The sequence below is a fragment of the Pseudomonas sp. 13B_3.2_Bac1 genome, assembly GCF_025466205.1.
Lineage (GTDB): Bacteria > Pseudomonadota > Gammaproteobacteria > Pseudomonadales > Pseudomonadaceae > Aquipseudomonas > Aquipseudomonas fluorescens_H.
Genome location: NZ_JANLOG010000070.1, coordinates 47761 through 71336 on the forward strand (window position 1 = coordinate 47761; position 23576 = coordinate 71336).

The 23576-nt window shown below is 60.8% G+C and carries 25 protein-coding genes and 1 pseudogene; 9 read left to right on the plus strand and 17 right to left on the minus strand.

The annotated features are described in order from the left end of the window. The first annotated feature begins 61 nt into the window (after window positions 1-61). A complete protein-coding gene (locus NTD85_RS10695) occupies window positions 62-916 on the plus strand; it encodes a LysR family transcriptional regulator (protein WP_262142116.1) in 855 nt (284 codons plus the stop codon). A 96-nt stretch (window positions 917-1012) separates the two neighbouring features. Here NTD85_RS10695 and NTD85_RS10700 read toward each other — a convergent pair whose 3' ends face one another. Next, a complete protein-coding gene (locus NTD85_RS10700; protein WP_262142117.1) occupies window positions 1013-1849 on the minus strand; it encodes a LysR family transcriptional regulator in 837 nt (278 codons plus the stop codon). 111 nt (window positions 1850-1960) lie between these two features. On the opposite strand from NTD85_RS10700, the gene NTD85_RS10705 reads away from it, so the two are divergent. Then, window positions 1961-2686 (plus strand): SDR family oxidoreductase, encoded by a 726-nt coding sequence (locus NTD85_RS10705; protein ID WP_262142118.1) that lies wholly within the window; start codon window positions 1961-1963, stop codon window positions 2684-2686. 122 nt (window positions 2687-2808) lie between these two features. Here the strand turns inward: NTD85_RS10705 and NTD85_RS10710 are convergent, their stop codons facing one another. From NTD85_RS10710 to NTD85_RS10720, 3 genes are read right to left on the minus strand one after another with little or no spacing between them, the layout of a single operon-like run. Beyond that, on the minus strand, window positions 2809-4038 hold the full coding sequence (locus NTD85_RS10710; RefSeq protein WP_262142119.1) for an RNA polymerase sigma factor: 1230 nt from the start codon (window positions 4036-4038) through the stop codon (window positions 2809-2811). Next, the gene (locus tag NTD85_RS10715; protein ID WP_003227360.1) at window positions 4031-4375 is read right to left on the minus strand and encodes a YciI family protein; all 345 of its coding nucleotides are present in this window, start codon (window positions 4373-4375) and stop codon (window positions 4031-4033) included. Before NTD85_RS10715 ends, NTD85_RS10710 begins: the two co-directional genes overlap by 8 nt. A gap of 40 nt (window positions 4376-4415) precedes the next feature. Next, window positions 4416-4841 (minus strand): YybH family protein, encoded by a 426-nt coding sequence (locus NTD85_RS10720; protein ID WP_262142120.1) that lies wholly within the window; start codon window positions 4839-4841, stop codon window positions 4416-4418. Between the two features lie 142 nt (window positions 4842-4983). On the opposite strand from NTD85_RS10720, the gene NTD85_RS10725 reads away from it, so the two are divergent. After that, entirely contained in the window at window positions 4984-5469 is a 486-nt protein-coding gene (locus NTD85_RS10725) for a GNAT family N-acetyltransferase (RefSeq protein WP_103486042.1), read from the plus strand. A 170-nt stretch (window positions 5470-5639) separates the two neighbouring features. Here NTD85_RS10725 and NTD85_RS10730 read toward each other — a convergent pair whose 3' ends face one another. The 3 genes from NTD85_RS10730 to NTD85_RS10740 all read right to left on the minus strand — a co-directional run bounded on the left by NTD85_RS10730 (window position 5640) and on the right by NTD85_RS10740 (window position 7677). Next, complete coding sequence (locus NTD85_RS10730) at window positions 5640-6128, minus strand: GNAT family N-acetyltransferase (RefSeq protein WP_201136786.1); 489 nt, start codon at window positions 6126-6128, stop codon at window positions 5640-5642. A gap of 323 nt (window positions 6129-6451) precedes the next feature. Beyond that, entirely contained in the window at window positions 6452-6946 is a 495-nt protein-coding gene (locus NTD85_RS10735) for a GyrI-like domain-containing protein (protein ID WP_003227370.1), read from the minus strand. 68 nt (window positions 6947-7014) lie between these two features. After that, window positions 7015-7677, minus strand: coding sequence for a LysE family translocator (locus tag NTD85_RS10740; protein WP_262142121.1), 663 nt, complete (start codon window positions 7675-7677; stop codon window positions 7015-7017). A gap of 136 nt (window positions 7678-7813) precedes the next feature. Between NTD85_RS10740 and alaC the strand changes: the two genes are divergently transcribed. Further along, a complete protein-coding gene (gene alaC / locus NTD85_RS10745; RefSeq protein ID WP_262142122.1) occupies window positions 7814-9028 on the plus strand; it encodes an alanine transaminase in 1215 nt (404 codons plus the stop codon). Window positions 9029-9211: 183 nt separating this feature from the next. Here alaC and NTD85_RS10750 read toward each other — a convergent pair whose 3' ends face one another. Both NTD85_RS10750 and NTD85_RS10755 read right to left on the minus strand, forming a co-directional pair. Then, window positions 9212-10567: a GntP family permease gene (locus tag NTD85_RS10750; protein WP_201136783.1), complete on the minus strand. Its 1356-nt coding sequence runs from the start codon at window positions 10565-10567 to the stop codon at window positions 9212-9214. 82 nt (window positions 10568-10649) lie between these two features. Further along, on the minus strand, window positions 10650-11183 hold the full coding sequence (locus NTD85_RS10755; RefSeq protein ID WP_003227379.1) for a gluconokinase: 534 nt from the start codon (window positions 11181-11183) through the stop codon (window positions 10650-10652). A 216-nt stretch (window positions 11184-11399) separates the two neighbouring features. Here NTD85_RS10755 and NTD85_RS10760 point away from each other — a divergent pair, with 216 nt between their 5' ends. Then, entirely contained in the window at window positions 11400-12431 is a 1032-nt protein-coding gene (locus tag NTD85_RS10760; RefSeq protein WP_027612588.1) for a LacI family DNA-binding transcriptional regulator, read from the plus strand. A gap of 158 nt (window positions 12432-12589) precedes the next feature. On the opposite strand, the gene NTD85_RS10765 is transcribed toward NTD85_RS10760, so the two are convergent. Beyond that, the gene (locus NTD85_RS10765; protein WP_262142123.1) at window positions 12590-13462 is read right to left on the minus strand and encodes a LysR family transcriptional regulator; all 873 of its coding nucleotides are present in this window, start codon (window positions 13460-13462) and stop codon (window positions 12590-12592) included. A gap of 122 nt (window positions 13463-13584) precedes the next feature. On the opposite strand from NTD85_RS10765, the gene NTD85_RS10770 reads away from it, so the two are divergent. From NTD85_RS10770 to NTD85_RS10780, 3 genes are all read left to right on the plus strand, one after another. Beyond that, entirely contained in the window at window positions 13585-14025 is a 441-nt protein-coding gene (locus tag NTD85_RS10770; protein WP_262142124.1) for a PACE efflux transporter, read from the plus strand. Between the two features lie 125 nt (window positions 14026-14150). Next, the gene (locus NTD85_RS10775) at window positions 14151-15575 is read left to right on the plus strand and encodes an MFS transporter (protein WP_103486039.1); all 1425 of its coding nucleotides are present in this window, start codon (window positions 14151-14153) and stop codon (window positions 15573-15575) included. A 156-nt stretch (window positions 15576-15731) separates the two neighbouring features. Then, on the plus strand, window positions 15732-16292 hold the full coding sequence (locus tag NTD85_RS10780; RefSeq protein WP_262142150.1) for a hypothetical protein: 561 nt from the start codon (window positions 15732-15734) through the stop codon (window positions 16290-16292). A gap of 126 nt (window positions 16293-16418) precedes the next feature. Here NTD85_RS10780 and NTD85_RS27745 read toward each other — a convergent pair whose 3' ends face one another. The 3 genes and pseudogenes from NTD85_RS27745 to NTD85_RS10790 all read right to left on the minus strand — a co-directional run bounded on the left by NTD85_RS27745 (window position 16419) and on the right by NTD85_RS10790 (window position 19034). Next, entirely contained in the window at window positions 16419-16958 is a 540-nt protein-coding gene (locus tag NTD85_RS27745) for a methyl-accepting chemotaxis protein (RefSeq protein WP_400497918.1), read from the minus strand. 3 nt (window positions 16959-16961) lie between these two features. Next, window positions 16962-17738: pseudogene (locus tag NTD85_RS27750) on the minus strand (PAS domain-containing protein); the annotation flags it as partial. A gap of 405 nt (window positions 17739-18143) precedes the next feature. Beyond that, window positions 18144-19034 (minus strand): LysR family transcriptional regulator, encoded by an 891-nt coding sequence (locus tag NTD85_RS10790; RefSeq protein WP_262142125.1) that lies wholly within the window; start codon window positions 19032-19034, stop codon window positions 18144-18146. 99 nt (window positions 19035-19133) lie between these two features. Between NTD85_RS10790 and gstA the strand changes: the two genes are divergently transcribed. Then, window positions 19134-19727 carry a glutathione transferase GstA gene (gstA, locus tag NTD85_RS10795; RefSeq protein ID WP_262142126.1) on the plus strand — a complete coding sequence of 198 codons (594 nt, stop codon included), beginning with the start codon at window positions 19134-19136 and terminating at the stop codon, window positions 19725-19727. Window positions 19728-19852: 125 nt separating this feature from the next. Here gstA and NTD85_RS10800 read toward each other — a convergent pair whose 3' ends face one another. From NTD85_RS10800 to NTD85_RS10815, 4 genes are all read right to left on the minus strand, one after another. Continuing rightward, window positions 19853-20866: an ABC transporter substrate-binding protein gene (locus tag NTD85_RS10800; RefSeq protein ID WP_003227391.1), complete on the minus strand. Its 1014-nt coding sequence runs from the start codon at window positions 20864-20866 to the stop codon at window positions 19853-19855. Then, window positions 20863-21390: a sigma-70 family RNA polymerase sigma factor gene (locus NTD85_RS10805; RefSeq protein ID WP_262142127.1), complete on the minus strand. Its 528-nt coding sequence runs from the start codon at window positions 21388-21390 to the stop codon at window positions 20863-20865. Before NTD85_RS10805 ends, NTD85_RS10800 begins: the two co-directional genes overlap by 4 nt. 124 nt (window positions 21391-21514) lie before the next feature. Continuing rightward, window positions 21515-22306: a phosphate/phosphite/phosphonate ABC transporter substrate-binding protein gene (locus NTD85_RS10810; RefSeq protein WP_262142128.1), complete on the minus strand. Its 792-nt coding sequence runs from the start codon at window positions 22304-22306 to the stop codon at window positions 21515-21517. Between the two features lie 157 nt (window positions 22307-22463). After that, complete coding sequence (locus tag NTD85_RS10815; protein ID WP_003227397.1) at window positions 22464-23405, minus strand: fatty acid desaturase; 942 nt, start codon at window positions 23403-23405, stop codon at window positions 22464-22466. Window positions 23406-23576 lie beyond the last annotated feature (171 nt).

Below are 23576 nucleotides of genomic sequence, written 5' to 3' on the forward strand. Positions count from 1 at the left end.
CCATGATCGGCCCTCACACCGATACTTCATAACCAATAACCATCGATCAAGGCGATAGTTCATGGCTTCGCAAGAAGTGCTGCTGGCGTTTGTCCAAGCGGCTACTCAAGGTTCGTTCTCGGCAGCAGCGCGCAAACTGGGACGCAGTCAGTCGACCATCAGTGCGGCAGTGGCGAGCCTGGAGATCGATCTGGATCTGGTGCTGTTCGACCGCAGCAGCCGCAAACCGACCCTGACTCCGGCCGGTCATGTGATGCTGCAACGGGCCGAGGCGATTCTGGCGGCCACCAGTCGTCTGCAAATGACCGCGCGGCAACTGGCTGAAGGCGTCGAACCGAAGCTGACCGTGGCGATTTCCGACACCTATCAATCGGCACGTTTCGAGGCGGCGCTGGTCGGCTTCGAACAGCGCTATCCGGATCTGGAACTGGAATGCCTGATCGCCGAGTGCGACGACCTGATCGAGTTGGTCCAGCGTGGCCGCGCGCACCTGGCGTTTGCCGAAATGCAGGACACCTATCCGCCGGATCTGGTGACCTCGACCGTCGCCGAGCGCACGGACCTGGCGCTGTTCGTCAAACGTGATCATGTGTTGACCGGCATCGAATGTGTCGACCAGCAAGTGCTGGAGCAGCATCGCGAGTTACGCCTGGCGACCATCGTCAATCCCTATGACAGCCGGGCGAAGGGCCGGGTATGGTCGGCGCCGAGTTACCTGATGCTGATGGAAATGGCGGAAATGGGTTTCGGCTGGGCGGCGTTGCCGCGCTGGCTGGTGGCGCGCTTCGGCAACGACACGCTGGTGGAGTTGACGGTGCGTGGCTGGCCGCGGCCGGTGTATGTCGATGCATTGTGGTCGCGGCTGTATCCGCCGGGGCCGGCGGGGAGTTGGTTGCTGAGCAAAATGCTGGAATAGGTGGTGCGCCCCTTCGCGAGCAGGCTCGCTCCCACAAGGATTTTGTGAACACCACAGATCCAATGTGGGAGCGAGCCTGCTCGCGAAAGCGATCGGTCAGGCCGCTGCAATTTCCACCGGCCGGTTCTCCTGAAAATACCCCTGCAACCCACGCATCGCCGGCAATTCCAGCGCCTGCGCCGCATAGCACAAGCCGACCCGGCGAGTCGGTGCCGGCAAGTGCAGCGCACGTACCACCACCCGCGCATGCCCGCTGACGAGCGACTGCGGCAACATCGCCACGCCGACACCCGCCGCGACCATATGCAGCGCCTGCTGCAACGAGCCGGCATGCCCCGCCACTGCCTCCGGCGAGCGCCCGTACAACGCCATCAAGCGCTGATGCGACGGATGCTGCGGGCAGGTGATCCAGTCTTCAATCGGCGCCCATCCGGCCTGCGCCACCGCCATCGGATGCTCCAGCGGCAGCGCCATCACATAGGGTTCTTCCCACAGCGGCAGGAACAGTTCGTCCTCGCAGCACATCTCCTCCACCGCCAGCCGCCCGTCACCGTGACAACCCTCCTCCAGCGTCAGCAACAGATTGGGCAAGGCCTGATGGGCCATGCGCACGAAGGCTTCGATGTGGCTGGCGGCGATGTCGCCTTCGATGCCGAGGGTCAGCGGCGCGCGGTTCTCGCCGCCGCGAAACATCCGGCTCAAGGCTTCGGCCTCAGCGACCATGCGCCGCGCCTGCGGGTACAGCAACCGCGCCTCGGCGCTGACCTCGACCCCACGCGGTTGACGCACGAACAGCGTCGCGCCGAGTTCTTCTTCAAGCTGCTTGATGGTCACCGACAGGGTCGGCTGACTGATGAACAAGCGTTGCGCCGCTGCGGTGATGTTGCGTTCTTCGAACACCGCGAGAAAGGCTTTGAGGTGCCGGATATCCATAGGTGATTCCGATGACAGACAGAGGAATAAGGCATTTTTCAGCCGAGAACGCGCTAAATATACTGCGCCCAGCATTCAGTCATTTGATTTTCTTATTTCAGGAGTTCACGTATGAGCAAGCCCTTGATCATCATCACCGGCGCCAGTTCGGGCATTGGCGCAGCCGCCGCCCGCCGTTTCAGCGCTGCCGGGCACCCGTTGTTGCTGCTGGCGCGGCGTATTGAACGCCTGGAGGCACTGAAACTGCCGAACAGCCTCAGCCGTCAGGTCGACATCACTGATCGCACCGCCCTGCTCGCGGCAGTCGCCGAAGCAGAAGCAAAATTCGGCCCGGCCGACGCGCTGATCAACAACGCCGGCGTGATGCTGCTGGGGGCGATGAGCGAGCAGGATCCGGCGCAGTGGGAACGGATGCTCGACGTCAATGTGAAGGGTCTGCTCAACGGCGTGCATGCCGTCGTCGCCGGGATGGTCGAACGCAATCACGGCACGATCATCAATGTCAGCTCGGTGGCCGGGCGCAAGACTTTCCCGAATCACGTCGCGTATGTCGGCACCAAGTTCGCGGTGCATGGTTTGTCGGAAAACCTGCGCGAAGAACTGGCGCCGCACAACGTGCGCGTGACCACCATTGCACCGGGTGCGGTGGAGACCGAATTGCTCAGCCACACCACCGACGAGGCGATCAAGACCGGCTATCAGGCGTGGAAGCAGGAGATGGGCGGCACGGTATTGAGCGCCGAGGATGTGGCGACGGCGATTGCCTATGCGTATGAGCAGCCGCAGGGCGTGTGCATTCGCGAGATCGTGCTGGCTGCGACCCGGCAGCAGGCCTGATGGTTTGAGGTCGGCTGCACTGGCCCCTTCGCGAGCAAGCCCGCTCCCACAGTTGGAACGCGGTCAACTGTGGGAGCGGGCTTGCCCGCGAAGGGGTCGGCACTGCGAATGAACATCTCGGATCAATCCAGTTCGCGAAGCCGCCCCTCGATAAACCGCCGCTCCGGCTCCTGCCGGGTCAGTTCCAGGACTCGCAAATAAGCCGCCCGCGCCTGCTCCACCCGACCCAACTGCCGACAAAACTCCGCCCGCGCCGAATGCGCCAGGTGGTAATCCTGCAACTCGCCGCGATCCAGGATCCCCTCGATCAGCGTCAGCCCCGCCAACGCCCCATCGCGCTTGGCCACCGCCACCGCACGGTTCAACTCGATCACCGGCGACGGCGACGCCCGCAACAGCACGTCATACAGCCCCACTATCTGCTGCCAATCCGTTTCCGCCGCTGACGGCGCTTCGGCGTGCACCGCCGCTATTGCCGCTTGCAGACAATACGGCCCGAAGCGTCGGGTGGTCAGCGCCTGCTCAACCAGCGCGCAGCCTTCGGCAATCAACCCGGCATCCCAGTGCGAACGATCCTGGTCATCCAGCAGCACCAGTTCACCACTGGGCGAAGTGCGCGCCGGCCGACGTGATTCGTGCAACAGCATCAGCGCGAGCAAGCCCATGACCTCCGGTTCCGGCAGCAGCTCCATCAGCAACCGCCCGAGCCGGATCGCCTCGCGGGTCAGCTCTTCACGCGTCACCTCCGCCCCCATCGACGCCGAATAGCCTTCGTTGAACACCAGATAAATCACCCGTAGCACGCTGTCGAGGCGCTCGGGCAACTCACTCAGGCTGGGGACTTGATAAGGGATTCTGGCGTCGCGAATCTTGGCCTTGGCCCGCACGATGCGCTGGGCAATCGCCGCCGGCGCCGAGAGAAACGCCCGGGCGATTTCCTCGGTGGTCAGGTCGCAGACTTCACGCAGGGTCAGCGGCACTTGCGCATCCGCCGCCAGCGCCGGGTGACAGCAGGTGAAGATCAGCCGCAGGCGGTCGTCTTCCACGTCTTCGCCACTCCAGTCGGCCTGCTCCAGTTCTTCGAGCTGCGCCAGCAACAGCGGCTGCGAGGCCTTGAAGCGGGCGCGGCGGCGCAACACATCGATGGCCTTGAAGCGCCCGGTGGACACCAGCCAGGTACGCGGATTGTCCGGCACGCCGTCGCGCTGCCAGCGCTCGACCGCGACGAAGAATGCCTCGTGCAAGGCTTCTTCGGCGAGGTCGAAATCGCCGAGCAGACGAATCAGCGTCGCCAGAATCCGCCGCGAGTCTTCGCGATAGACCTGCTCGACCCGCGCCCGGACGTCAGACATTCAACTGCCGGACCGGGCGCACTTCGACGCTGCCGACCCGGGCCGCCGGAATATGCCCGGCGACCTGAATCGCTTCGTTCAGATCCTTGGCGTCGATCAGGTAAAACCCGGCCAGTTGCTCCTTGGTTTCAGCGAACGGGCCATCGGTGATCGACAGCTTGCCGTTGCGCATACGCACCGTGGTCGCGGTCTGCACCGACTCCAGCGCTTCGGCCGCGACCATCCGCCCGCTGCCCTGAATCGACTCGGCGTAGGCCCAGCATTCGGCGTCTTCCGGGCTGTCGGGCGAGGTGTGCAACAGGCGCTCATCGCTGTAGACCAGGCATAGATACTTCATGGCTTTCTCCTGAATCGAACGGATCAACTATGGCTGAAGATCAGGGCTGCACATCGAACAGCGTGGCGCCGCTCATCGGATCGAACGGTGCCGACCAGTGCTCGTGGACAATCTTCCATGTCCCGCCCACTTGCCGATAACAGGCGGTGGCGCGCATCCAGCAGCTCTGGGTTTCACCCTTGTCGTTGGTACCGCCGCAATTGGCGACCCAATGGGCAAACGCGAGGTGGTCGGCAGTCTCGATGGCGATCTCGTGGAACTCGAAAACGTGCGGGCCGGAACACATCTCCATGCAGGCTTCCCAGTGTGCGCGGTAGGCCGCCTTCCCCTTGAATTGCAGGGCCTTGATCGCGTCGAAGGAGAGAATGTCATCGGCATACAACGCCATGACCTTCTCGACGTTCTTGGTCATCACCGCTTCGCGGTAAGTGTTGATCAGTGCCTGGATTTCAGTCTGTGCGCTCATGGTGTTCTCCGTGTTTTTTGTGGTGAAGACACCCTTAGTCGTTCGGCCATCGAGCAGATCGACAGACGAAACAAAACATTTCCGCCGAAGACAAAATCGCTAGAATCCGAGGCTCATCTTTTGTAGGAAAAAGGAAATTCCCGTGTCAGCCCAACTCGTGCCGTACGACAGCCTGAACGCCTTGCAGCGTCAGCAAGTCGAGGCGATTGAAATTCATCCCGAGCAGATCAAATTCTCCGGCGACATTCACGGCGCGTTGCACACGCTGCTGTCCAAACCCGGTCCTGGCGTAAAAGGTTTCGCGCTGCTGGCCGATCAGGTGCCGGTGGCGTTTCTGCTGCTCAAGCGCCCGCCCGTGCTGCCGGCCTGGGCCAATGAACACAGCGCCACCCTGCACGCCTTGCAGGTCGATCACCGCGCGCAAGGCAAGGGTTACGGCAAGGCCTGCCTGCAAGCGCTGGCCGACGTGGCACGCGAAGCATGGCCGGAGATCAAGGGGCTGGAACTGTCGGTGGACGCCGATAACGACGCGGCGATTGCGCTGTACGCCAGATACGGTTTCGTCGACAGCGGCGAAGCGTACAAGGGTCGGATCGGGTACGAGCGGCGCATGGGGCTGTTTTTCTAAAATCATCAAGGGATGCACGACGATGTTACGGCCTGCCCACGACCGAAAAAAGTACGTGATCCCCTTGTAGGAGCTGCCGCAGGCTGCGATCTTTTGATCTTGATCTTCTTAACAGCAAGATCAAAAGATCGCAGCCTTCGGCAGCTCCTACAGTTTTGAATGGTGTTGGCTTATAGGGTCAGGATCATCTCGTGCCACGCCATCCCGCCATGGTCTGACTCCGACGGCTTGATATAGGCAAAGCCAAACCCGGCATACAGCGGAATGTGCTTCTCTTTGCACATCAGATGAATCGTCGCTTTATCCATCCCGCGCATGCGCTCGATGAACTCGGCCATCAGCCGCTTGGCCAGGCCCTGCCCCTGATAGTCCGGGTGCACCACCACCGACATGATCACCACGTTCGGGCCCTTCGGATCATGGCCGATCAGTTCCTTGAACGCCTCGTCCGACATCTGCACCTCAAACGCCGCGCCCGAGTTGATGAAACCGGCGACCACGCCGTCCACTTCGGCGACGATGAAACCCTCTGGCCAAGTGGCAATGCGCGTGGCGATCTTTTCGCGGGTGGCAGCTTCATCGCCTTCGTAGGCAACGGTTTCGATGGCGTAGCAGCGATCCAGGTCGGCGGCGGTGACGTTGCGGATGACGGTGTTCATGGCAGCTCGAAAATCAGCGGAGAAAAGTGCGCAAAGCATAAAGGAATAAGGTGTTCATATCGATCCGCACGGGGGGCGTAAAGCCTGCGTATAAGCGCTTTTCTTCGTGCGGGTGGCGGGCTATTTCTGCGGTGTGTCTCTGATCACCCTTGAGGGGAACCGCTTATGAGCAGCGTTGAAATCGGCCTGTTGATGGTGTTGGGCATCAGTACGTTCGGCTTTATCACCCTGGGCATTGACCTGTTGCGGGCGCGACGGGTGGGCAAGGGTAAACGCGGTTGAAAACATGAGGCGGATCAGTGATCCGCCTCATGTTTTATGGCTCACGCCTTGGTATCGACCGGCACACAGATTTCCAGTTTTCCGGTGTGCAGTCGCGGATTGAAATCGGCGCTGTAGCGTTCCAGCTCCGGGGCATTCAGTTCCACGTAGTGGGAGGTCGGCAGCCAGGTCTTGTAGATGTATTGCAGGGTCTGCGGCAACTGATCGAGCGGGCCCTTGTGCTCAAACACCGCGTACTGCCGGGGCAGCACTTCAACCCACTGGTAGATCTTCTGGTCGAGGTCATCGAGCTTGCTGATTTCCACCCCGGCGATGTAATCAAAGCCACCCTTGCCGTCGAAATTGCTGCAGACGCCGTAGGTCACTTCGTTTTTTTGTCCCTGTATCTTTCCCAGGTGCGGCAAGAACTTTTCCCACAGCGCGGGGATGTCCTTGGCGGTGTCCTGGGTAAATCGACCACGAAATCCTGCGATCAGCAGGAAGTGTCCATGTTCGAAGCGAGGTTCAGCCACTTCGACGCGTTTTTGCTCATCCATGACTCGACTCCTGGAACAAAAGAAGGGGTTCGGCTGCTGAGTATAGAAGCCAAACCCGATTCGCAATGTTACAAGGCGTGCAGCTGGTCGGCGGCCCCGGAGCCAACGAACTCGTTATAACCGGATACGATCACGTAAACCGCGAAATAGCAGAAGATCGCCGCCGATGCCATGTAGGAATAGCGCAACAGCTTGTCACCCAGCAGCTTGCCACCGTGGCTCGCGGCGAAGCACAGACCGGCCGACCACAGCAGCCCGGCGCAGAGGAAACCGCCGAGGAACAACGCCGAGCTCAGCGGGCCGCCGCCACCGGAGCGGGCGATCAAGGTGCCGCCAACCGCGGCGAACCACAGAATCGCGCTTGGCGAGGACATGGCGAGGAAGATCCCGCGAAAGAACTCCTTGCGATGCGAGTTCTGCCCCACTTCCGCCGTCGCCGCCAACTGCGCCTCGTGGTGAATAGCCGAATAGATCATCTTTGCCGCAAAGTAGATCAGCAGCGCCGACCCGCCGATCCACAGCACCCAGCGCACGATTTCGTACTGCAACAGCACGGTCATCCCGGCCAGCGCCAACACCGCGTAGATCAGGTCGCCGACGCAGGTGCCGAGGCCCAGCGCGAAGCCCTGAAAGTATCCGCGCTGCATCGCCAACGTGATCATTGCGATGTTGGCCACGCCGATATCCAGGCACAGCGAGAGGCTCAGCAAGAAGCCGCTGGTGAATTCCATTAAGCATTTCCTTGGAAAAATTATTGTCGTGCACGCTGGACAGTCCGCCATCGCTGCCCTTATCTTCCGCCACAGGTCACCGCAGTGACCAGCGTCGCTCGGACGGTTCCGGGCGCTTACGTTATCCGAGGCAACAATGGCTGAACAAGGTTCGCCGCGCCGCTTTGCGCGCATTGATCGACTCCCCCCTTACGTTTTCAACATCACCGCCGAGCTGAAGATGGCCGCGCGGCGTCGTGGTGAAGACATCATCGACTTGAGCATGGGCAACCCCGACGGGGCCACACCGCCGCACATCGTCGAAAAACTGGTGCAGGTTGCACAGCGCGAAGACACCCACGGGTACTCCACGTCCAAGGGCATTCCGCGCCTGCGTCGGGCGATTTCCAACTGGTACAAGGAACGCTACGCGGTCGATATCGACCCGGAAAGCGAAGCCATTGTCACCATCGGTTCCAAGGAAGGCCTGGCGCACTTGATGCTGGCGACCCTGGATCAGGGCGACACGGTACTGGTGCCGAACCCGAGCTACCCGATTCACATCTACGGCGCAGTGATTGCCGGCGCCCAGGTGCGTTCGGTACCGCTGGTGCCCGGCGTAGACTTTTTCGCTGAGCTGGAACGGGCCATCCGTGGCTCGATCCCGAAACCGAAGATGATGATCCTCGGCTTCCCGTCCAACCCCACCGCGCAGTGCGTGGAGCTGGATTTCTTCGAACGGGTGATCGCCCTCGCCAAGCAGTACGACGTACTGGTGGTGCACGACCTGGCCTACGCCGACATCGTCTATGACGGCTGGAAAGCCCCGTCGATCATGCAGGTGCCCGGCGCCAAGGACATCGCGGTGGAGTTTTTCACCCTGTCCAAAAGCTACAACATGGCCGGCTGGCGCATCGGTTTCATGGTCGGCAACCCGGAGCTGGTCAACGCGCTGGCGCGGATCAAGAGCTACCACGACTACGGCACTTTCACTCCGCTGCAAGTGGCGGCGATTGCCGCGCTGGAAGGCGATCAGCAATGCGTGCGCGACATCGCCGAGCAGTATCGCCAGCGTCGCAACGTGCTGGTCAAAGGCCTGCATGAGCTGGGCTGGATGGTCGAGAACCCGAAGGCTTCGATGTACGTCTGGGCGAAGATTCCCGAAGCTTATGCGCACCTCGGTTCGCTGGAATTTGCCAAGAAGCTGCTGGCCGAGGCCAAGGTCTGCGTCTCGCCGGGGGTGGGTTTTGGTGAGTATGGTGATGATCACGTGCGCTTCGCGCTGATCGAAAACCAGGACCGGATTCGTCAGGCAGTGCGCGGGATTCGCGGGATGTTCCGGGCGGATGAATTAGCACCGAAAGCCGTCTGACAACACGTCACACTGTGGGAGCGGGCTTGCCCGCGAATGCGGTGGTTCAGACAACATTGATGTCGACTGACACGACGCCTTCGCGGGCAAGCCCGCTCCCACAGGGGTAATGTATTGAGCCTGATACCGTCACCCACAAAAAAACCGCATCGCTGCGGTTTTTTTGTGTCTGCAAGAAGCTGCTTAGACGAACAGCGACAACAGCAGGATAAAGCCCAACGCAACCACCGACAGGATGGTTTCCATCGCGGTCCAGGTCTTGAAGGTTTCGGCCACGGTCATGTTGAAGTACTGCTTCACCAGCCAGAAACCGGCGTCGTTCACATGGGACAGGATCAGCGAGCCGGCGCCGGTGGCCAGCACCAGCAGTTCACGGTTGACGCCCGGGATCATCCCCACCACCGGCACGACGATGCCCGCGCCAGTGATGGTCGCCACGGTGGCCGAACCGGTGGCGATACGAATCACCGCCGCCACCAGCCACGCCAGCAGGATCGGCGAGATCTGCGCGCTGACCGCCATGTGGCCGATCACGTCGCCCACGCCGCTGGTCACCAGCATCTGCTTGAAGCCGCCACCGGCACCGATGATCAGGATGATCGCGGCAGTCGGCGCCAGGCTCGCGTCCAGCCACTTGAGGATCTGCTGCGAACCGATGCCCTGCTTGTGGCCAAAGGTGTACAGCGACAGCAGCAACGCCAGCAGCAGTGCGGAGATCGGGTGACCGATCATGTCCATCCAGGTGCGGAAGAAGTGACCGTCCGGCAGCGCCACGTCAGCGAAGGTTTTCAGCAGCATCAGGAACACCGGCAGCAGCACGGTGATCAGGGTGATGCTGAAGCTTGGCAGCTTGGCCGATTCGTCGTTCTCACGGGCCAGTTGATCGACCAGGTCCTGATTCGGCGTGCCGGGAATGTGCTTGGCAATGAACGTACCGAAGATCGGACCGGCAATGATTGCAGTCGGCAGTGCGACGATCAGACCGTAGAGAATGGTCTTGCCGATGTCGGCGCCAAATACCCCGATCGCCAGCAGCGGGCCCGGGTGCGGGGGCACCAGACCGTGTACCGCAGACAGGCCAGCGAGCAGCGGGATACCGATCTTGATGATCGACACACCGGTCCGCCGGGCGACGATGAACACCAACGGAATCAGCAACACGAAGCCGATTTCGAAGAACAGCGGAATACCCACCAGGAACGCGGCGAACATCATCGCCCACTGAACCCTTTCCTTGCCGAAGGCGCGGATCAGGGTCTGGGCGATCTGATCGGCACCACCGGATTCGGCCATCATTTTGCCGAGCATGGTGCCCAGCGCAAGGATGATCCCGACGAAACCGAGCACGCCACCAAAGCCGTCCTGGAACGCCTTGATGATGGTGCCGATCGGCATGCCGGACGTCAGCCCGAGAAAGGCAGCGGCAATGGTCAGGGAGATGAAGGGGTGAATCTTGAACTTGGTAATCAGGACAATCAGCCCGATTACCGTGACCACTGCATCAAGCAGCAGAAACGTGTCGTGGGACATGCCAAACATTGGGGGTGTCTCCTGGCTTGTTGTTGTTATTAAAGCGGGTTGAACAGAAATCGTGAGGACTGCGCTATCTGCATGAACACACTCATACCGCCTGTTTCAGACCATGGGCCTGCCACCAGACGTGGGCTTGCGCGGCAAGCTCTTCAACACTGTGGATCGAAGCATTCAGCGCCAGGGTCAGCGGCTCGCCGACCGGCGATTCGAGGGTGGCGAACTGGCTTTCGATCAGCGTCGCCGGCATGAAGTGGCCCGGGCGATGCGATACACGGTCGGCGGCCACTTCCGGGGTCAGCTCCAGGAACACGAAGCCCAGGCCCGGCAAGGCACTGCGCAGCACTTCGCGATAACTGTGTTTGAGGGCCGAACAGGTCAGCACCGGACGCTCGCCAAGGGCGTCGACACGGCGCAGTTCATCGCACAGGCTGTCGAGCCAGCCGGCGCGGTCGTCGTCGTTCAGGGGGATCCCCGCGCTCATCTTTTCGATGTTGGCGGCCGGATGAAAAGTATCGCCTTCAATGGCAGTGGCGCCGCTCAATTGGCACAGGGCCTCGCTGACGCACGTCTTGCCGCAACCGGCAACGCCCATGATGACCAGGGCGGTGATGGGATGACTCATATAACACCTCAGCGCGCAGACAGCGCTACCTTTGCTAGCTATGACTCTAGTGCACAGGCAGAAGTTGCCGACGCCTTCTTGTCGTTTTTTTGGGTTGCAGCAGGTTTGCGCCCCAACGCCAAAAAGCGAGATCAGGCAGGACCTCGCTTACGCATTTGCAGCTGCATCAGGACAGCGCTACCTTAGTGCCTTGATTTTTGTTTGGCAAGCCGCCCGATGACCACCCCTAAAAACGATAAAAACACTCGCACCACCGGCCGTCCCACCCTTAATGAAGTTGCCCGCCTCGCCGGCGTGAGCCCGATTACCGCCTCCCGTGCCCTGCGCGGGGTCAGCACCGTGGCCACCGAACTGGTGGAAAAAGTGCAGAAAGCCGCGCTCGAACTCAACTACGTGGTCAACCCTGCCGCCCGCGCATTGGCCTCGGCGCAGAGCCATTCGGTGGTGGTCCTGGTGCCGTCGCTGTCCAACCTGTTGTTCATCGATACGCTGGAAGCCATTCATCGGGTACTCACGCCCAAGGGCTTCGAAGTGCTGATCGGCAACTTCCACTACTCACGCGATGAAGAAGAAAACCTGTTGCGCAACTACATGGCCTATCAGCCGCGCGGTTTGCTGCTGACCGGCTTCGACCGCACTGAAAGTTCACGGCGGATGATCGAGGCCAGCAACATTCCCTGCGTGTACATGATGGAACTGGACAGCGCCGCCGGGGTGAATTGCGTGGGTTTCTCCCAGCTCAATGCCGGCGAAACCGCTGCCGAACATTTGCTCTCTCGTGGGCGCAAGCGTCTGGCCTATATCGGCGCACAACTCGATCAGCGCACTTTGTTGCGCGGCGAAGGTTTCCGCAAAGCCCTGCAAAAGGCCGGTCGCTACGACCCGGATCTGGAAGTGCTGACCCCACGTTCCTCGTCTGTTGGCCTGGGCGGTGAGCTGTTCCTGCAACTGCTGGCGGCGCACCCGGACGTTGATGCGATCTTCTTTGGTAACGACGACCTCGCGCAGGGTGCGCTGCTGGAAGCGTTGCGCAACGGGATCAAGATCCCCGAGCAGGTGGCGATTCTCGGCTTCAATGACTTGCCGATGTCCGAACACATGGTGCCACGCCTGAGCAGCATCAACACCCCGCGCGAGGCAATCGGCCGGCGCGCGGCGGAGCAGATGTTGACGTTGATGGCCGGCAACAGCGTGGCGCGACCGGTTGAGGATATGGGCTTTGAACTGAAGATTCGCGAGAGTACTTGACCTCTGAAATCCCTCGGATGGTCACAAATGCCAAGGTGAAACCCAATCTCCCTGTGGGAGCGGGCTTGCTCGCGAAGGCGGTGTGCCAGATAAGCAAATGCCAGCTGACACGACGCCTTCGCGAGCAAGCCCGCTCCCACAGGGGAAGTGTGTTGGGCTTAGTGACCGAGCAATTCGACGAGGGCCAACGCGCCCTTCTGCAGCGGCTGGCTCTTGAGCCACACCGCGTGCACCGGCAGCACCAGGCCATTCTCGATATTGCGGAAATTCAGCCGCTTCAAGCGCCCGCTGTCCAGCCACGGCTGCACCACCGACAACGGAAAATTGCCCCACCCCAGCCCCGCCTCGACCATCTCCAGCGCCGCCCCCAAGGTGTCGGTGCGCCAGTGCGATTCGGCCACCAATGGCCGGGTCTCGCTGATCGGCAAGTCGCGGCTGGCGACGACGATCTGCCGCACATGCACCAGGTCTTCGAGAAACAGATCCTGCCCCTGCAACAACGGACTGTCCGCTGCCAGCGTGGCGATCATCCGTTCGCTGCCGACAAACTGAAAACGCTCCAGTACGTTCATGCTCAACCCGGCAAACGCCAGACAGACGCTGACGCGGCCACTGTGCAGCAGCGCCAGCACGTCGTCCTGCGGTGCGGTCAGCACTTCGATGTCGAGCAGCGGATGGCGTTCGGCAATTACCTTGATCGCGGCGAGCAAACGACGCCGGTCGATGTCCGCGACCACACCTATCGACAGCTTGCTCTCCAGCCCTAGTGACAACTCCACCGCGTGCACCTGGAGTTGCTTGAGCTGCTCGGCGATCAACCGCGCATGCGGCACCAGTGACAGTGCCATCGCGGTCGGTTGGGGTTCGCGATGGCTGCGGTCGAACAAGGGATAGCCAAGCTCCGCCTCCAGATTGCCGATGCCCATGCTGACCGCCGAAGGCACCCGGCCCAAAGCGCGGGCAGCAGCGGAGAACGAGCCACGCTCGATCACCGCCAGAAACAGTTCGATGCTGTCGCTGTTGAAATTCACTTCACCTACCTATCACCAAAACTGAAAGCTACTGACTTTTTCTGTCACGTCTATTGAAGCTATCTTTCGCCGTCTTCGCCAGCCCCGCTGGCCAACACGTTGCAAGAAAGAGGCAAATCCCCATGCAAGGCGTCAAACGCAAACTGGTCTACGTGTCGCTCTACGAAGTGATCGGCATGACCTTCTCGGCCCTCGGTCTGGCGCTGTTGTCCGGCACTTCGCCCGGCAGCACAGGCCCGCTGGCGGTGATCATCACCACCATCGCGGTGACCTGGAATTTCATCTACACCTCGCTGTTCGAGCACTGGGAAAGCCGCCAGAAGTCGCGCACCCGCACGGTCAAACGGCGCATCGCCCACGCCGTGGGTTTTCAACTGACGCTGATCGTGTTCCTGATTCCGCTGATCGCCTGGTGGATGAACATCAGTCTGGTGCAGGCATTCCTGCTGGATCTGGTATTGATCATCTTCATCCCGTGCTACACGTTTGCCTTCAACTGGCTGTTCGATCGCCTCTTCGGCTTGCCGGCCTCAGCGCTGCCCGATTCGGCCGCTGCGGCATAAATCGTTAATTCGTAAGCAGTTATTGCAAAAAATCGGCGGCATTCCCGGGCAAACCGCCGATATTCACAACCCATCCACTCCGGTAGCAGGCTAAGCTTTTCCATCAATAAAAAATGGATCAGCCGATGACTGCTCATGCCCCCGCCGCCGCGCAACGCGACGGCATCGACCCGATACGCGCCGCCGAGATTTCCGCCCGCATCGACCGCCTCCCTGCCGTCGCCACGATCTGGCGTCTGGTGGCGCTGTTGTCGATCGGCGGCTTCTTCGAACTCTACGACCTGTTCCAGACCGCCTACATCAGCCCCGGGCTGATCCGCGACGGGATCTTTGCCACCGGCAATCAGGGCGTGTTCGGTTTCTCCGATCAGGCGGCCTTCGCTTCCGCGACCTTCCTCGGCCTGTTCCTCGGCGCGAGCCTGCTCAGTCCGTTGGCTGACCGTTTCGGCCGCCGCGCAATCTTCACTTTTGCGCTGGTCTGGTACACGGTGGCCACGGTGCTGATGGGCGTTCAAAGCTCGGCGCTGGGCATTATCTGCATGCGTTTTCTGGTGGGCATCGGCCTCGGGATCGAGCTGGTGACCATCGACGCCTACCTCTCGGAGCTGGTGCCCAAACGCATGCGCAGTTCGGCGTTTGCCTTCGCGTTTTTCGTGCAGTTTCTCTCGGTGCCGGCGGTGGCACTCATGTCCTGGTGGCTGGTGCCGCAGGCGCCGTTCGGTGTGTCCGGCTGGCGTTGGGTGGTGTTGGCGAGTGCGGTGTTTGCGCTGTTCATCTGGTGGCTGCGCAAGCGTCTGCCGGAGTCGCCGCGCTGGCTGGCGCAGCATGGGCGGTTCGATGAAGCCAACAGAATTCTCGACAACATCGAAACACGCTGCGAGAAGGATCACCGCCAACCGCTGGATGCCCCCGAAGCCGTCCCGGTGGATGTCGAAGGCAAGGGTCGTTTCGCCGACATCTGGCAACCACCGTATCGCCGTCGGGCACTGATGCTGATCGTCTTTCACGTGTTCCAGGCGATCGGTTTCTTCGGTTTCGGCAACTGGCTGCCGGCGCTGCTTTCCGGCCAGGGCGTCAGCGTCACCCACAGCCTGATGTACGCGTTCATCATCACCCTCGCCTACCCGCTCGGGCCGTTGCTGTTCGTGAAGTTTGCCAACCGTTTCGAGAACAAATGGCAGATTGTCGGCTCGGCCCTCGGCGCGATGACCTTCGGCACTTTGTTCGCGTTGCAGACCAGCGCCTTCGGCCTGATCTTCTGCGGGGTGATGATCACCTTTTGCAATGCGTGGCTGAGTTTCAGTTATCACTCGTACCAGAGCGAACTGTTCCCGACCAACATCCGCGCCCGGGCGGTGGGCTTCTGTTATTCGTTCAGTCGCTTGTCGACGGTGTTCAGCAGCCTGTTGATCGGGCTGTTCCTCGACCACTTCGGCACGCCCGGGGTGCTCGCGTTCATCGTCAGCAGCATGCTGATCGTGATGCTGACCATCGGCTGGTTCGGCCCGCGCACGCGCAATCTGGCACTGGAAAACATTGCCCATCGCTGACGGCCGCACGGTCATCCTCTGCCGCCTGACGGCAAGGGATGACCGCTTTGTTGCGCATGCCAGAGCAGCAACTCATTGAAATAGCGGAATTTGCTGCAAAGGCACGGTAATTGCTCGGATACGACCGTCAGCAATTATCCAAAGGTCTCCATCATGATGTTGGTCAGTGCCAAACAGCAGCAGCTCATCCACCTGCCCAAGCGGCTGGCGGAAGACGCGACCACGACCGCCGCTGCCGGTCTGCAAAGCGGCCTGCACGGCGCCATGCTGCAATCGCTGCAGAATCAGACCCAGTCGCAAGCCACCGATGCGACGTCAACGGTCCAGGATTCGGCCACGCAGATCGCCTCTCAGCAAGTGGCCGCCGCCACGCGCATCAGCGATAACGTCGACGAAGCCTTCGCCAAGACCCGCGTCGGCCTGCAAACCACCGACGCCACGGCTGCCGGCAGCACTACCGGCACCTCGGCCACCGACGCGTTCAAGGACTACATGAGCAAGTCGCCGGAACAGCGTCTGCGTGACAGTGTCCTTCAGAGCATGGGCCTCACCGAAGACGACATCAAAGCCATGCCGCCGGAGAAGCAGCAGGCCATCGGCAAGGAGATCGCCGAGCGCCTGCAGGACAAGATGAAACTGGCGCAGTCGGAGAAAGACAACGTCAATGACGTCAAGGACAGCGACAAACTGGCGAACAAGTTTCTCGCTTCGCTGTGATCTGAAAGTTGCTTAGAAACCAATGTAGGAGTGAGCCTGCTCGCGATAGCGATACATCAGTTACTTATCCAGTGACTGACGCACCGCAATCGCGAGCAGGCTCACTCCTACAGTTGTTGATGGGTGTCAGTTCAGTTGCAACGTATCGTTGAACTGGCTGATCGCATCCACCACATGCCGTGATCCCTGCTGAATCTCCAGAATCACCTCCCCCGCCTCATTCGCCAGCTCCACACCCAGCCCGGTGCGGCTCAGGCTCGACTGCATGCTCGACACCGCACTCAGCGACAGGTCATGGTTTTTGCGCACCACTTCGACAATCTCCAGGGTCGCCTGACTGGTGCGTGCCGCGAGGCTGCGCACCTCATCCGCCACCACCGCAAACCCACGCCCGTGCTCACCGGCCCGGGCCGCTTCGATCGCGGCGTTGAGCGCCAGCAGGTTGGTCTGATCGGCGATCCCGCGAATGGTCTGGACGATGCTGCCGATGATGTCCGACTGTTTGCTCACCGCATCGATGCTCAGCGCCGCTTCGTTGAGGTCGCGGGAAATGTCCTGAATGATCTGCACGGTTTGCTGCACCACCTGTGAGCCTTTTTGCGCACAGGCGTCGTTTTGTACCGAAGTGCTGTGGGCCGATTCCGCGGCGTTCTGCAAGGTAGTCATCTGCTGGGTGATGTCGCTGGCGAACTTCACCACTTTGTACAAACGGCCCTTGGTGTCGAACAGCGGGTTGTACGAGGCTTCGAGATAAACCATCTGCCCGGACTTGTTCTTGCGTTCGAAACGGTGCGAGTGATATTCGCCGCGATTGAGCGACGCCCAGAATGCCTTGTATTGCGCCGACTCGGATTCGGCACGGTGGCAGAACATACTGTGGTGATGACCAACGATTTCGTTGAGCGAGTACTGCATGGTTTTCAGAAAGTTGTCATTGGCGGTAATCACGTTGCCGTCCGGGGTGAACTCGATCACCGCCATCGAACGACTGATCGCCGCCAGCATGCTTTCTTCTTCATGCTCTTTGTTGACCCGGGCGGTGATGTCCGAGGCCACCTTGATCACACTTCGAACCTGTTTGTCGGGGCCATAAACCGGCATGTAACTGGCTTCGAGCCAGATTTCCCTGCCGCTCTTGTTCAAGCGCAGGAACGTGCCGCTGATCGGTTCACCCCGGGCCAGGTCGCGCCACAACTTTGCGTATTCCTCGCTGCGGTAAAACGCTTCTTCACAAAAGATCCGATGATGTTTGCCGCGCACTTCCTCGGCGCTGTAACCCATGGTCTTGCAGAAGTTTTCGTTGGCATCCAGAACAATGCCTTCGGGGGTAAATTCGATCATCGCCATCGAACGGCTGATCGCTTCGAGCTTGGCGTTGGCTTCGGTCAAGGCGCAGCTGAAACGCTCGATTTCCTGCAGGTCAGCCTTGTGATGTAGGTTGAACATGGTTGTATCACCTTCCGCGCGGTCTTTTGATTTGATGAAAGTCAGGTCTTTCAGAATCCACCACTACGTTCCACAGAACAGGCACACGCATTCCTCCACGGGAGGAAGTTGTCAGGTGATAAATGATGTTCAATCGGAGTGTCCATGCCGCGACGCTCTAATCAAGACATCCTTCTCTTGATAGCCCAGCAGCGGGCCAGCCCTAACGTGCAGAAAACTTCCATGTACAACTTGCTCCTTGTTGGTTCAGTGTCCGGTGCCTTGGGTTGCGCACTCTGGCAGCGTTGAAATCACGGCTAACCGATGACGGTCGACATAGTTAGTTACAGCTAGCATAGCCAGCGCCATGCCGTGCGCAAGGCCACTAGTCGGCCAGTATCTGGCACTTTTTGCACAAGAAACGGTTCAGCGAGCTGTCGCGACTGCCGTCTCCACCACCAGATCCAGCAACGCCTGCACCGCCGCTGGCGGCGTCTGCCCCGCAGGCAGCACCAGCGAAAAGACCCGTTCGATACGTGGCTGCAAGGCAATCACGCGCAAGCCCTGGCGCTCGGCCGGCAAGGTCATTTCCGGCACCAGGGTCACGCCGAGGTTTTCCCGCACCAACGTGAAGGCGCTGCTCCATTCGCGCACCTCGACCCGCACGTCCTGCAACTGCAACCCGGCTTCGGCGGCGAGGCTGCGGGCGTTGGTCGAGCAACCGCCGGTGGCCAGCACAAAGGGCAGCGCCGTCAGTTCTTGCAGGCTGACGCCCTGCTCGGTTCCTCGCAGCCCCAGCGGATGCCCTGCCGGCACCACCACTACCCATTCATCCCGACCCAATGGCCCGGCGTTACGCTCGGGTGCGGGGTTGAGCACCACGCCAACATCCACCAGACCGGCCGCGAGCAGGGTTTCGACCTCATCGTCGCTGACCTCCAGCGCCACCACTTCGATCCCCGGATACAGCCGATTGAACTGGCGCAGCAGCGGCGGCAGAAAACTCGCCAGCACCATGGGGAAACTCGCCAGACGAATCGTCCCGCGCAGCATCGGGAGAACGCTGTCGACAGTCTGGCGAATAGTCTCCAGTGCACCGAGCATCAGCCGCGCCTGTTCGATCACCGGCAGACCGATGGCGGTGGGCAAGGTCTGTCGGCTCTCGCGGCTGAACAGCTGCACGCCGAGGGTTTCCTCCATCAGCGCCAAAGCCTGGCTGGCGCCGGACTGGGTCATGCCGACCCGCTCGGCCGCGCGGGTGATGTTGCCGTGATCGGCGACGGCGACCACCAGCCGCCAATGCATCAGGTTCATCATGCCAGTAGCTGTCCTTATGGCAGGTTTCTGAAAGATTAATTTTACCGAGGGTGCGGCGCACTATGACACTGGCGCCAAATCCCTACCAGAGAACTGCCGATGAAGCTGTATTACGCCCCGCAAGCCTGTTCGCTGGCGCCGCACATTGTGTTGCGCGAACTGAACCTGCCCTTCGTGCTGATCCGCGTCGACAACCGCAGCAAGCGCACGGCCAGCGGCGAAGACTTTCTTGCGATCAACCCCAAGGGTTACGTCGCGGCACTGCAACTGGACAACGGCGCGGTACTGACCGAGGGGGCGGTGATCCTGCAGTATCTGGCGGATCTGCAACCGCAATCATGGCTGGCTCCGGCGCCCGGCAGTTTTGAACGGCTGCGTTTGCAGGAGTGGTTGAATTTCATTTCGAGCGAGATCCACGGCGGCTTCGGCGCGCTGTTTGATGAGCGTCTGCCGGCCGAACCGATCAAGGAGAAGTTGTTCAAGCGTTTTGCCGTATTGGTCGCGGTGCTGGAGCGGCAGGAGTATCTGCTGCCGAGCGGTTTTAGCGTCGCGGATGCGTTGTTGTTTGTGGTGTTGCGCTGGGCCGGGTTGTTCGGGATCGAGTTGGGGCAGTGGCCGGCGCTGGCGCGGTTTCAGGCGCGGATTGAGCGGCGACCTACCGTGGTGGCGGCGCTGGCGGCGGAAGCGGTGTAGGTCTTTAGATCATTCGCGAGCAAGCTCGCTCCCACACTGGATTCGGGCAAGCCACAGACCCAGTGTGGGAGCGAGCTTGCTCGCGAAGGCGTCCGTTCAAACAACGCAGATCAACCGGCAGAAACTCAAAGCCCCGCCGTCACCTTGCTCGCCACCTCCCCCGGCACCCACGCCTTCCACACCTGCGGCTGATCACGCAAAAACGCTTCGGCAACCTGCCGCGGTGGCTGGCGCTTTTCGCTCATTCCGGCCAGGGTCTGGTTCAGCAGATCGATCGGTAAATCGACTTTCTCGAAGAACGACACCAGTTCCGGATACTGCGCCTTGAACGGTGCCGACACGCCAATCGCCAGGCTTGCGGGCATCGAGCGGGTGCCCTTTGGATTCGGGTTGTTGGCATCGGCCAGGGTCTTCCAGGCTTCGGCATCGAACGGCGGCTCTTCGAGCTTCACCAGTTTGAATCGACCGAGCAGCGGTGTCGGCGACCAGTAGTAGAACAGCACCGGTTTGCCGCGTTTGATCGACGACGCCACCTCGGCATCCAGCGCCGCGCCGGAGCCGGTGCGGAAGTTGACGTAGCTGTCGGTCAGCGCATAGGCCTTGAGTTTCTGGCTGTTGACGATCTCCGAAGTCCAGCCGGTCGGGCTGTTGAGGAAACGTCCGCGGCTCGGGTCTTCAGGGTCGCGGAACACGTCCTTGTAGCGCGGCAGATCGGCCACCGATTTCAGCTCCGGGGCCAACGGTTTGATTCCGCGTTCCGGATCGCCCTTGATCACGTATTCCGGCACCCACCAGCCCTCGGTCGCGCCTTTGACCGTATCGCCGAGGCCGAAGACCTTGCCTTCATTGGCCGCCTTGACCCACGCCGGACTGCGCCCGGCCCATTCCTCGCCGATCACCTGAATATCGTTTTTCGCCAACGCCGCTTCGAGGCTGACGGTGCTGCCCGGCAGCGTATCGGTGGGGTAGCCGTAGCCTTTTTCGACGATCAGGCGCAGCACTTCGGTGATGAAACTGCCGCTCTCCCAAGTGATGTCACCGAAGTGGATCGGTGCGGTTTTTTCCGCCGCCGAAACAGCGCCGACGCTCAGGCTCAGCGCCAGTAACGAACGGCCGAGCAGGGTTTTGATCGATCTCATGCGGACCTCTTGTCTGTCAGGATTTGGTTGGCGCTGTGGCGGTCGCACAGGGCCTGGGAGCGGGTCATGTAAACGCTGACCGAACGTTGCGAGATGCCCAGTTCGGCGGCGATTTGCGGGTAGGTCAGGCCATCGATCCGCGCCAGCAGAAAGGTCGAGCGGACTTTGCCCGGCAGGCGTTGCAGGCTGTGATCGAGGCGCTTGAGGGTCTGGCTCAGTTGGGCGATTTCTTCAGGCGAGCGCGCGACCTCGACGTCGATCTGCTGCGCATGCCGGCGCTCCAGATCCGCCCGGCGCCAGCGCTGATAAAGCAAGCGCTGAGCAATCGTGGTGAGCATGGCGCGGGGTTCACGAATCGCCGTGACACTGGGCGCCTGAAGCAATTGCGCGAAGGTTTCGGCAGCGATGTCTTCCGCGCCTGCGGCGTCGTGCAGCTGTCGGCGCAGGTACGTGCACAGCCAGCGGTAATGGGCGCGGAACAGAGCGTCGAGATGATAGCGGTGAGCGGTGTCGGCGCCGGACATAAGGGCTCCTGGGTAAGGGTCGCTGAATGTCCGGTGATCCGGTGGCGCGATCCTAGCAAGGCGCCTTATGCATTAATAATATTTATATTTCATTTTTATATTCTTTTTGGAGATATGCGATCTTTCAACGCAAGCGGCCATAGCCCAACTGTTCAGCCTCACGCTGATAGTCGAGCACGACCTGATAATCGCTTTCGCTGGCCGCCAGCACCTCAGGCAGCCCCAATGTCTGCACAACATCCGGCAGTTCATGCAAAGCTTGATTCATCACCCGGCGCAATTTTTCGATCTGCTCATCAGTGGCAGTCGCGGCGGTGATAAAAGGCAAGGTCGGACTGAGCGCAGTGCGTGCCACCACCCGCAATCCAGTGACTTCTTCAGGCGCATGCCGAGCGAGGTACGCATAGGTCACGCTGTCGATCGCCGCCAGATCAGCGCGCCCCTCACGCACCCAACGCAGACTCTCGCGGTGCGCGCCACTGATGCCGACCGAGGCGAAAAACTGCCCGTCGCGCTGCAGCGGCGCCAGGCGCTGACGCAACAGGTTCATGCCGCTGTTGGAGTCGTCACTGTTGATCACCCCGCGACTGCCGCGAAAGTCCGCCAGGGTTTCGCGCGAATCGTCAGCACGGCTGAGAATCAGGCTGCAATGATTGCCGGCAGTGGCGTCGGGCAATTCGTAGCGCGGGCGACCGACGATGCGTACTTGACCGCGCAGCAGGGTCATCAGCGGATAGCCGCAAGTCTGGGTCAGCAGCAGATCAGGCGATAACCACAGCGCTGGGAGCGACAGGCTTGCGGCGTTCAAGCGGGAGTGGCCGAGGTGTTCGAGGATGCGGGTGATCCAGCGTTCATTGGCCGCGCGGATGGGCTCGGGGGCGGTGTACATCAGCAGTTCGAGATGGTGTTGGGTCATACACGTTATTTCCCTGCAAATACTTACCCCTGTGGGAGCGGCGGTGCGACGATTCGACTTGCTCGCGAAAGCGGTGTGTCAGACACCAGACATGTCACTGTTCTACCGCATTCGCGAGCAAGCCCGCTCCCACAGGGGTTTTGTGGTGTTCTTGAGATTAGTGGAAAGGATGCTGCGGACTGTCGATCGGTCTGAACCCGTGCTGCCGCCACAACTGCCCATAACCCTGCACCAGAAATCCGCCACTGCGCGCCACCCATTGCTCGCGGCGCATGCGGTAGGCCTGGGGCAAGTCATACCACGCCAGCCCCGGCAGGTCGTGATGCACCAGATGAAAATTCAGATTCAGAAACAGCCAGCGCCACGGCCAGCCAGCCTCGTTGAGCACCGTGCGCTGTTCCGGTTGTGCATGCGGACGGTGTTCATAGTAGGAGCGGATCATCGCGATCGACAGTGCCGGTACGCTGATCAGCAACAGGTAATGCCAGACCGGCAGCACGCTGTAGCGGGCGATGAACCACAGCATCAGTACAGTCATGGCTCCGTGGGTCAGCCACATGAGCCAGGCCTGACGCTCGCGGTTTTTCAGCCGTTGCAGTTCTTCGGCGGCCAGCGCAATCAATCCCAGCGGAGCACCAATGATGAAGCGGCCGATTACGGTTTTATTCAGCCAGTGCAGGCTGCGTTCAAACAGCGAACTGCCCTGCCAGCGTGCTGCCGTGAGGTAGCGACTTTCCGGATCAATGCCGGGCACGGTCAGGTCTTCATCGCGGTGATGCAGCAGATGGCTGTCGCGGTAGAGCGTGTACGGATACCACACCGCAAAGGGTGCGTAGCCGAGGATTTTGTTGAACCGCACCGAGCGGGTCGGATGCCCATGCAGCAATTCATGCTGAACCGACAGCCACAGCACCAGCAACGGAATCAGCAACAAGGTGCTCAAGCCGCGACCCAGCCAGGCGCTATTGAGGATGATGGTGAACCAGCCGCCATACACGCCGATCAACAGTAGCCACGTTGGCCACTCGGTGCGGGCGGTGAAGCGCTGGCGCAGGGTTTCGATCTGCTGGCGATGGTCGGCGTCGAAGTAATTCGGCATGGCGTGGCTCGGAACGGGAATCTTCCCCTTCTGTGCAACGAAGCCGAGCAATCTTGCAGATTATTTTTGCGTTGAAACGGGAGCCCGGCGGGCGGGCTCCCGAAGGACGGGATCAATGACCGAAAATATCGACCTTCTTGGCTTTCTTCTCTGCACGCTTTTCAATCGCCG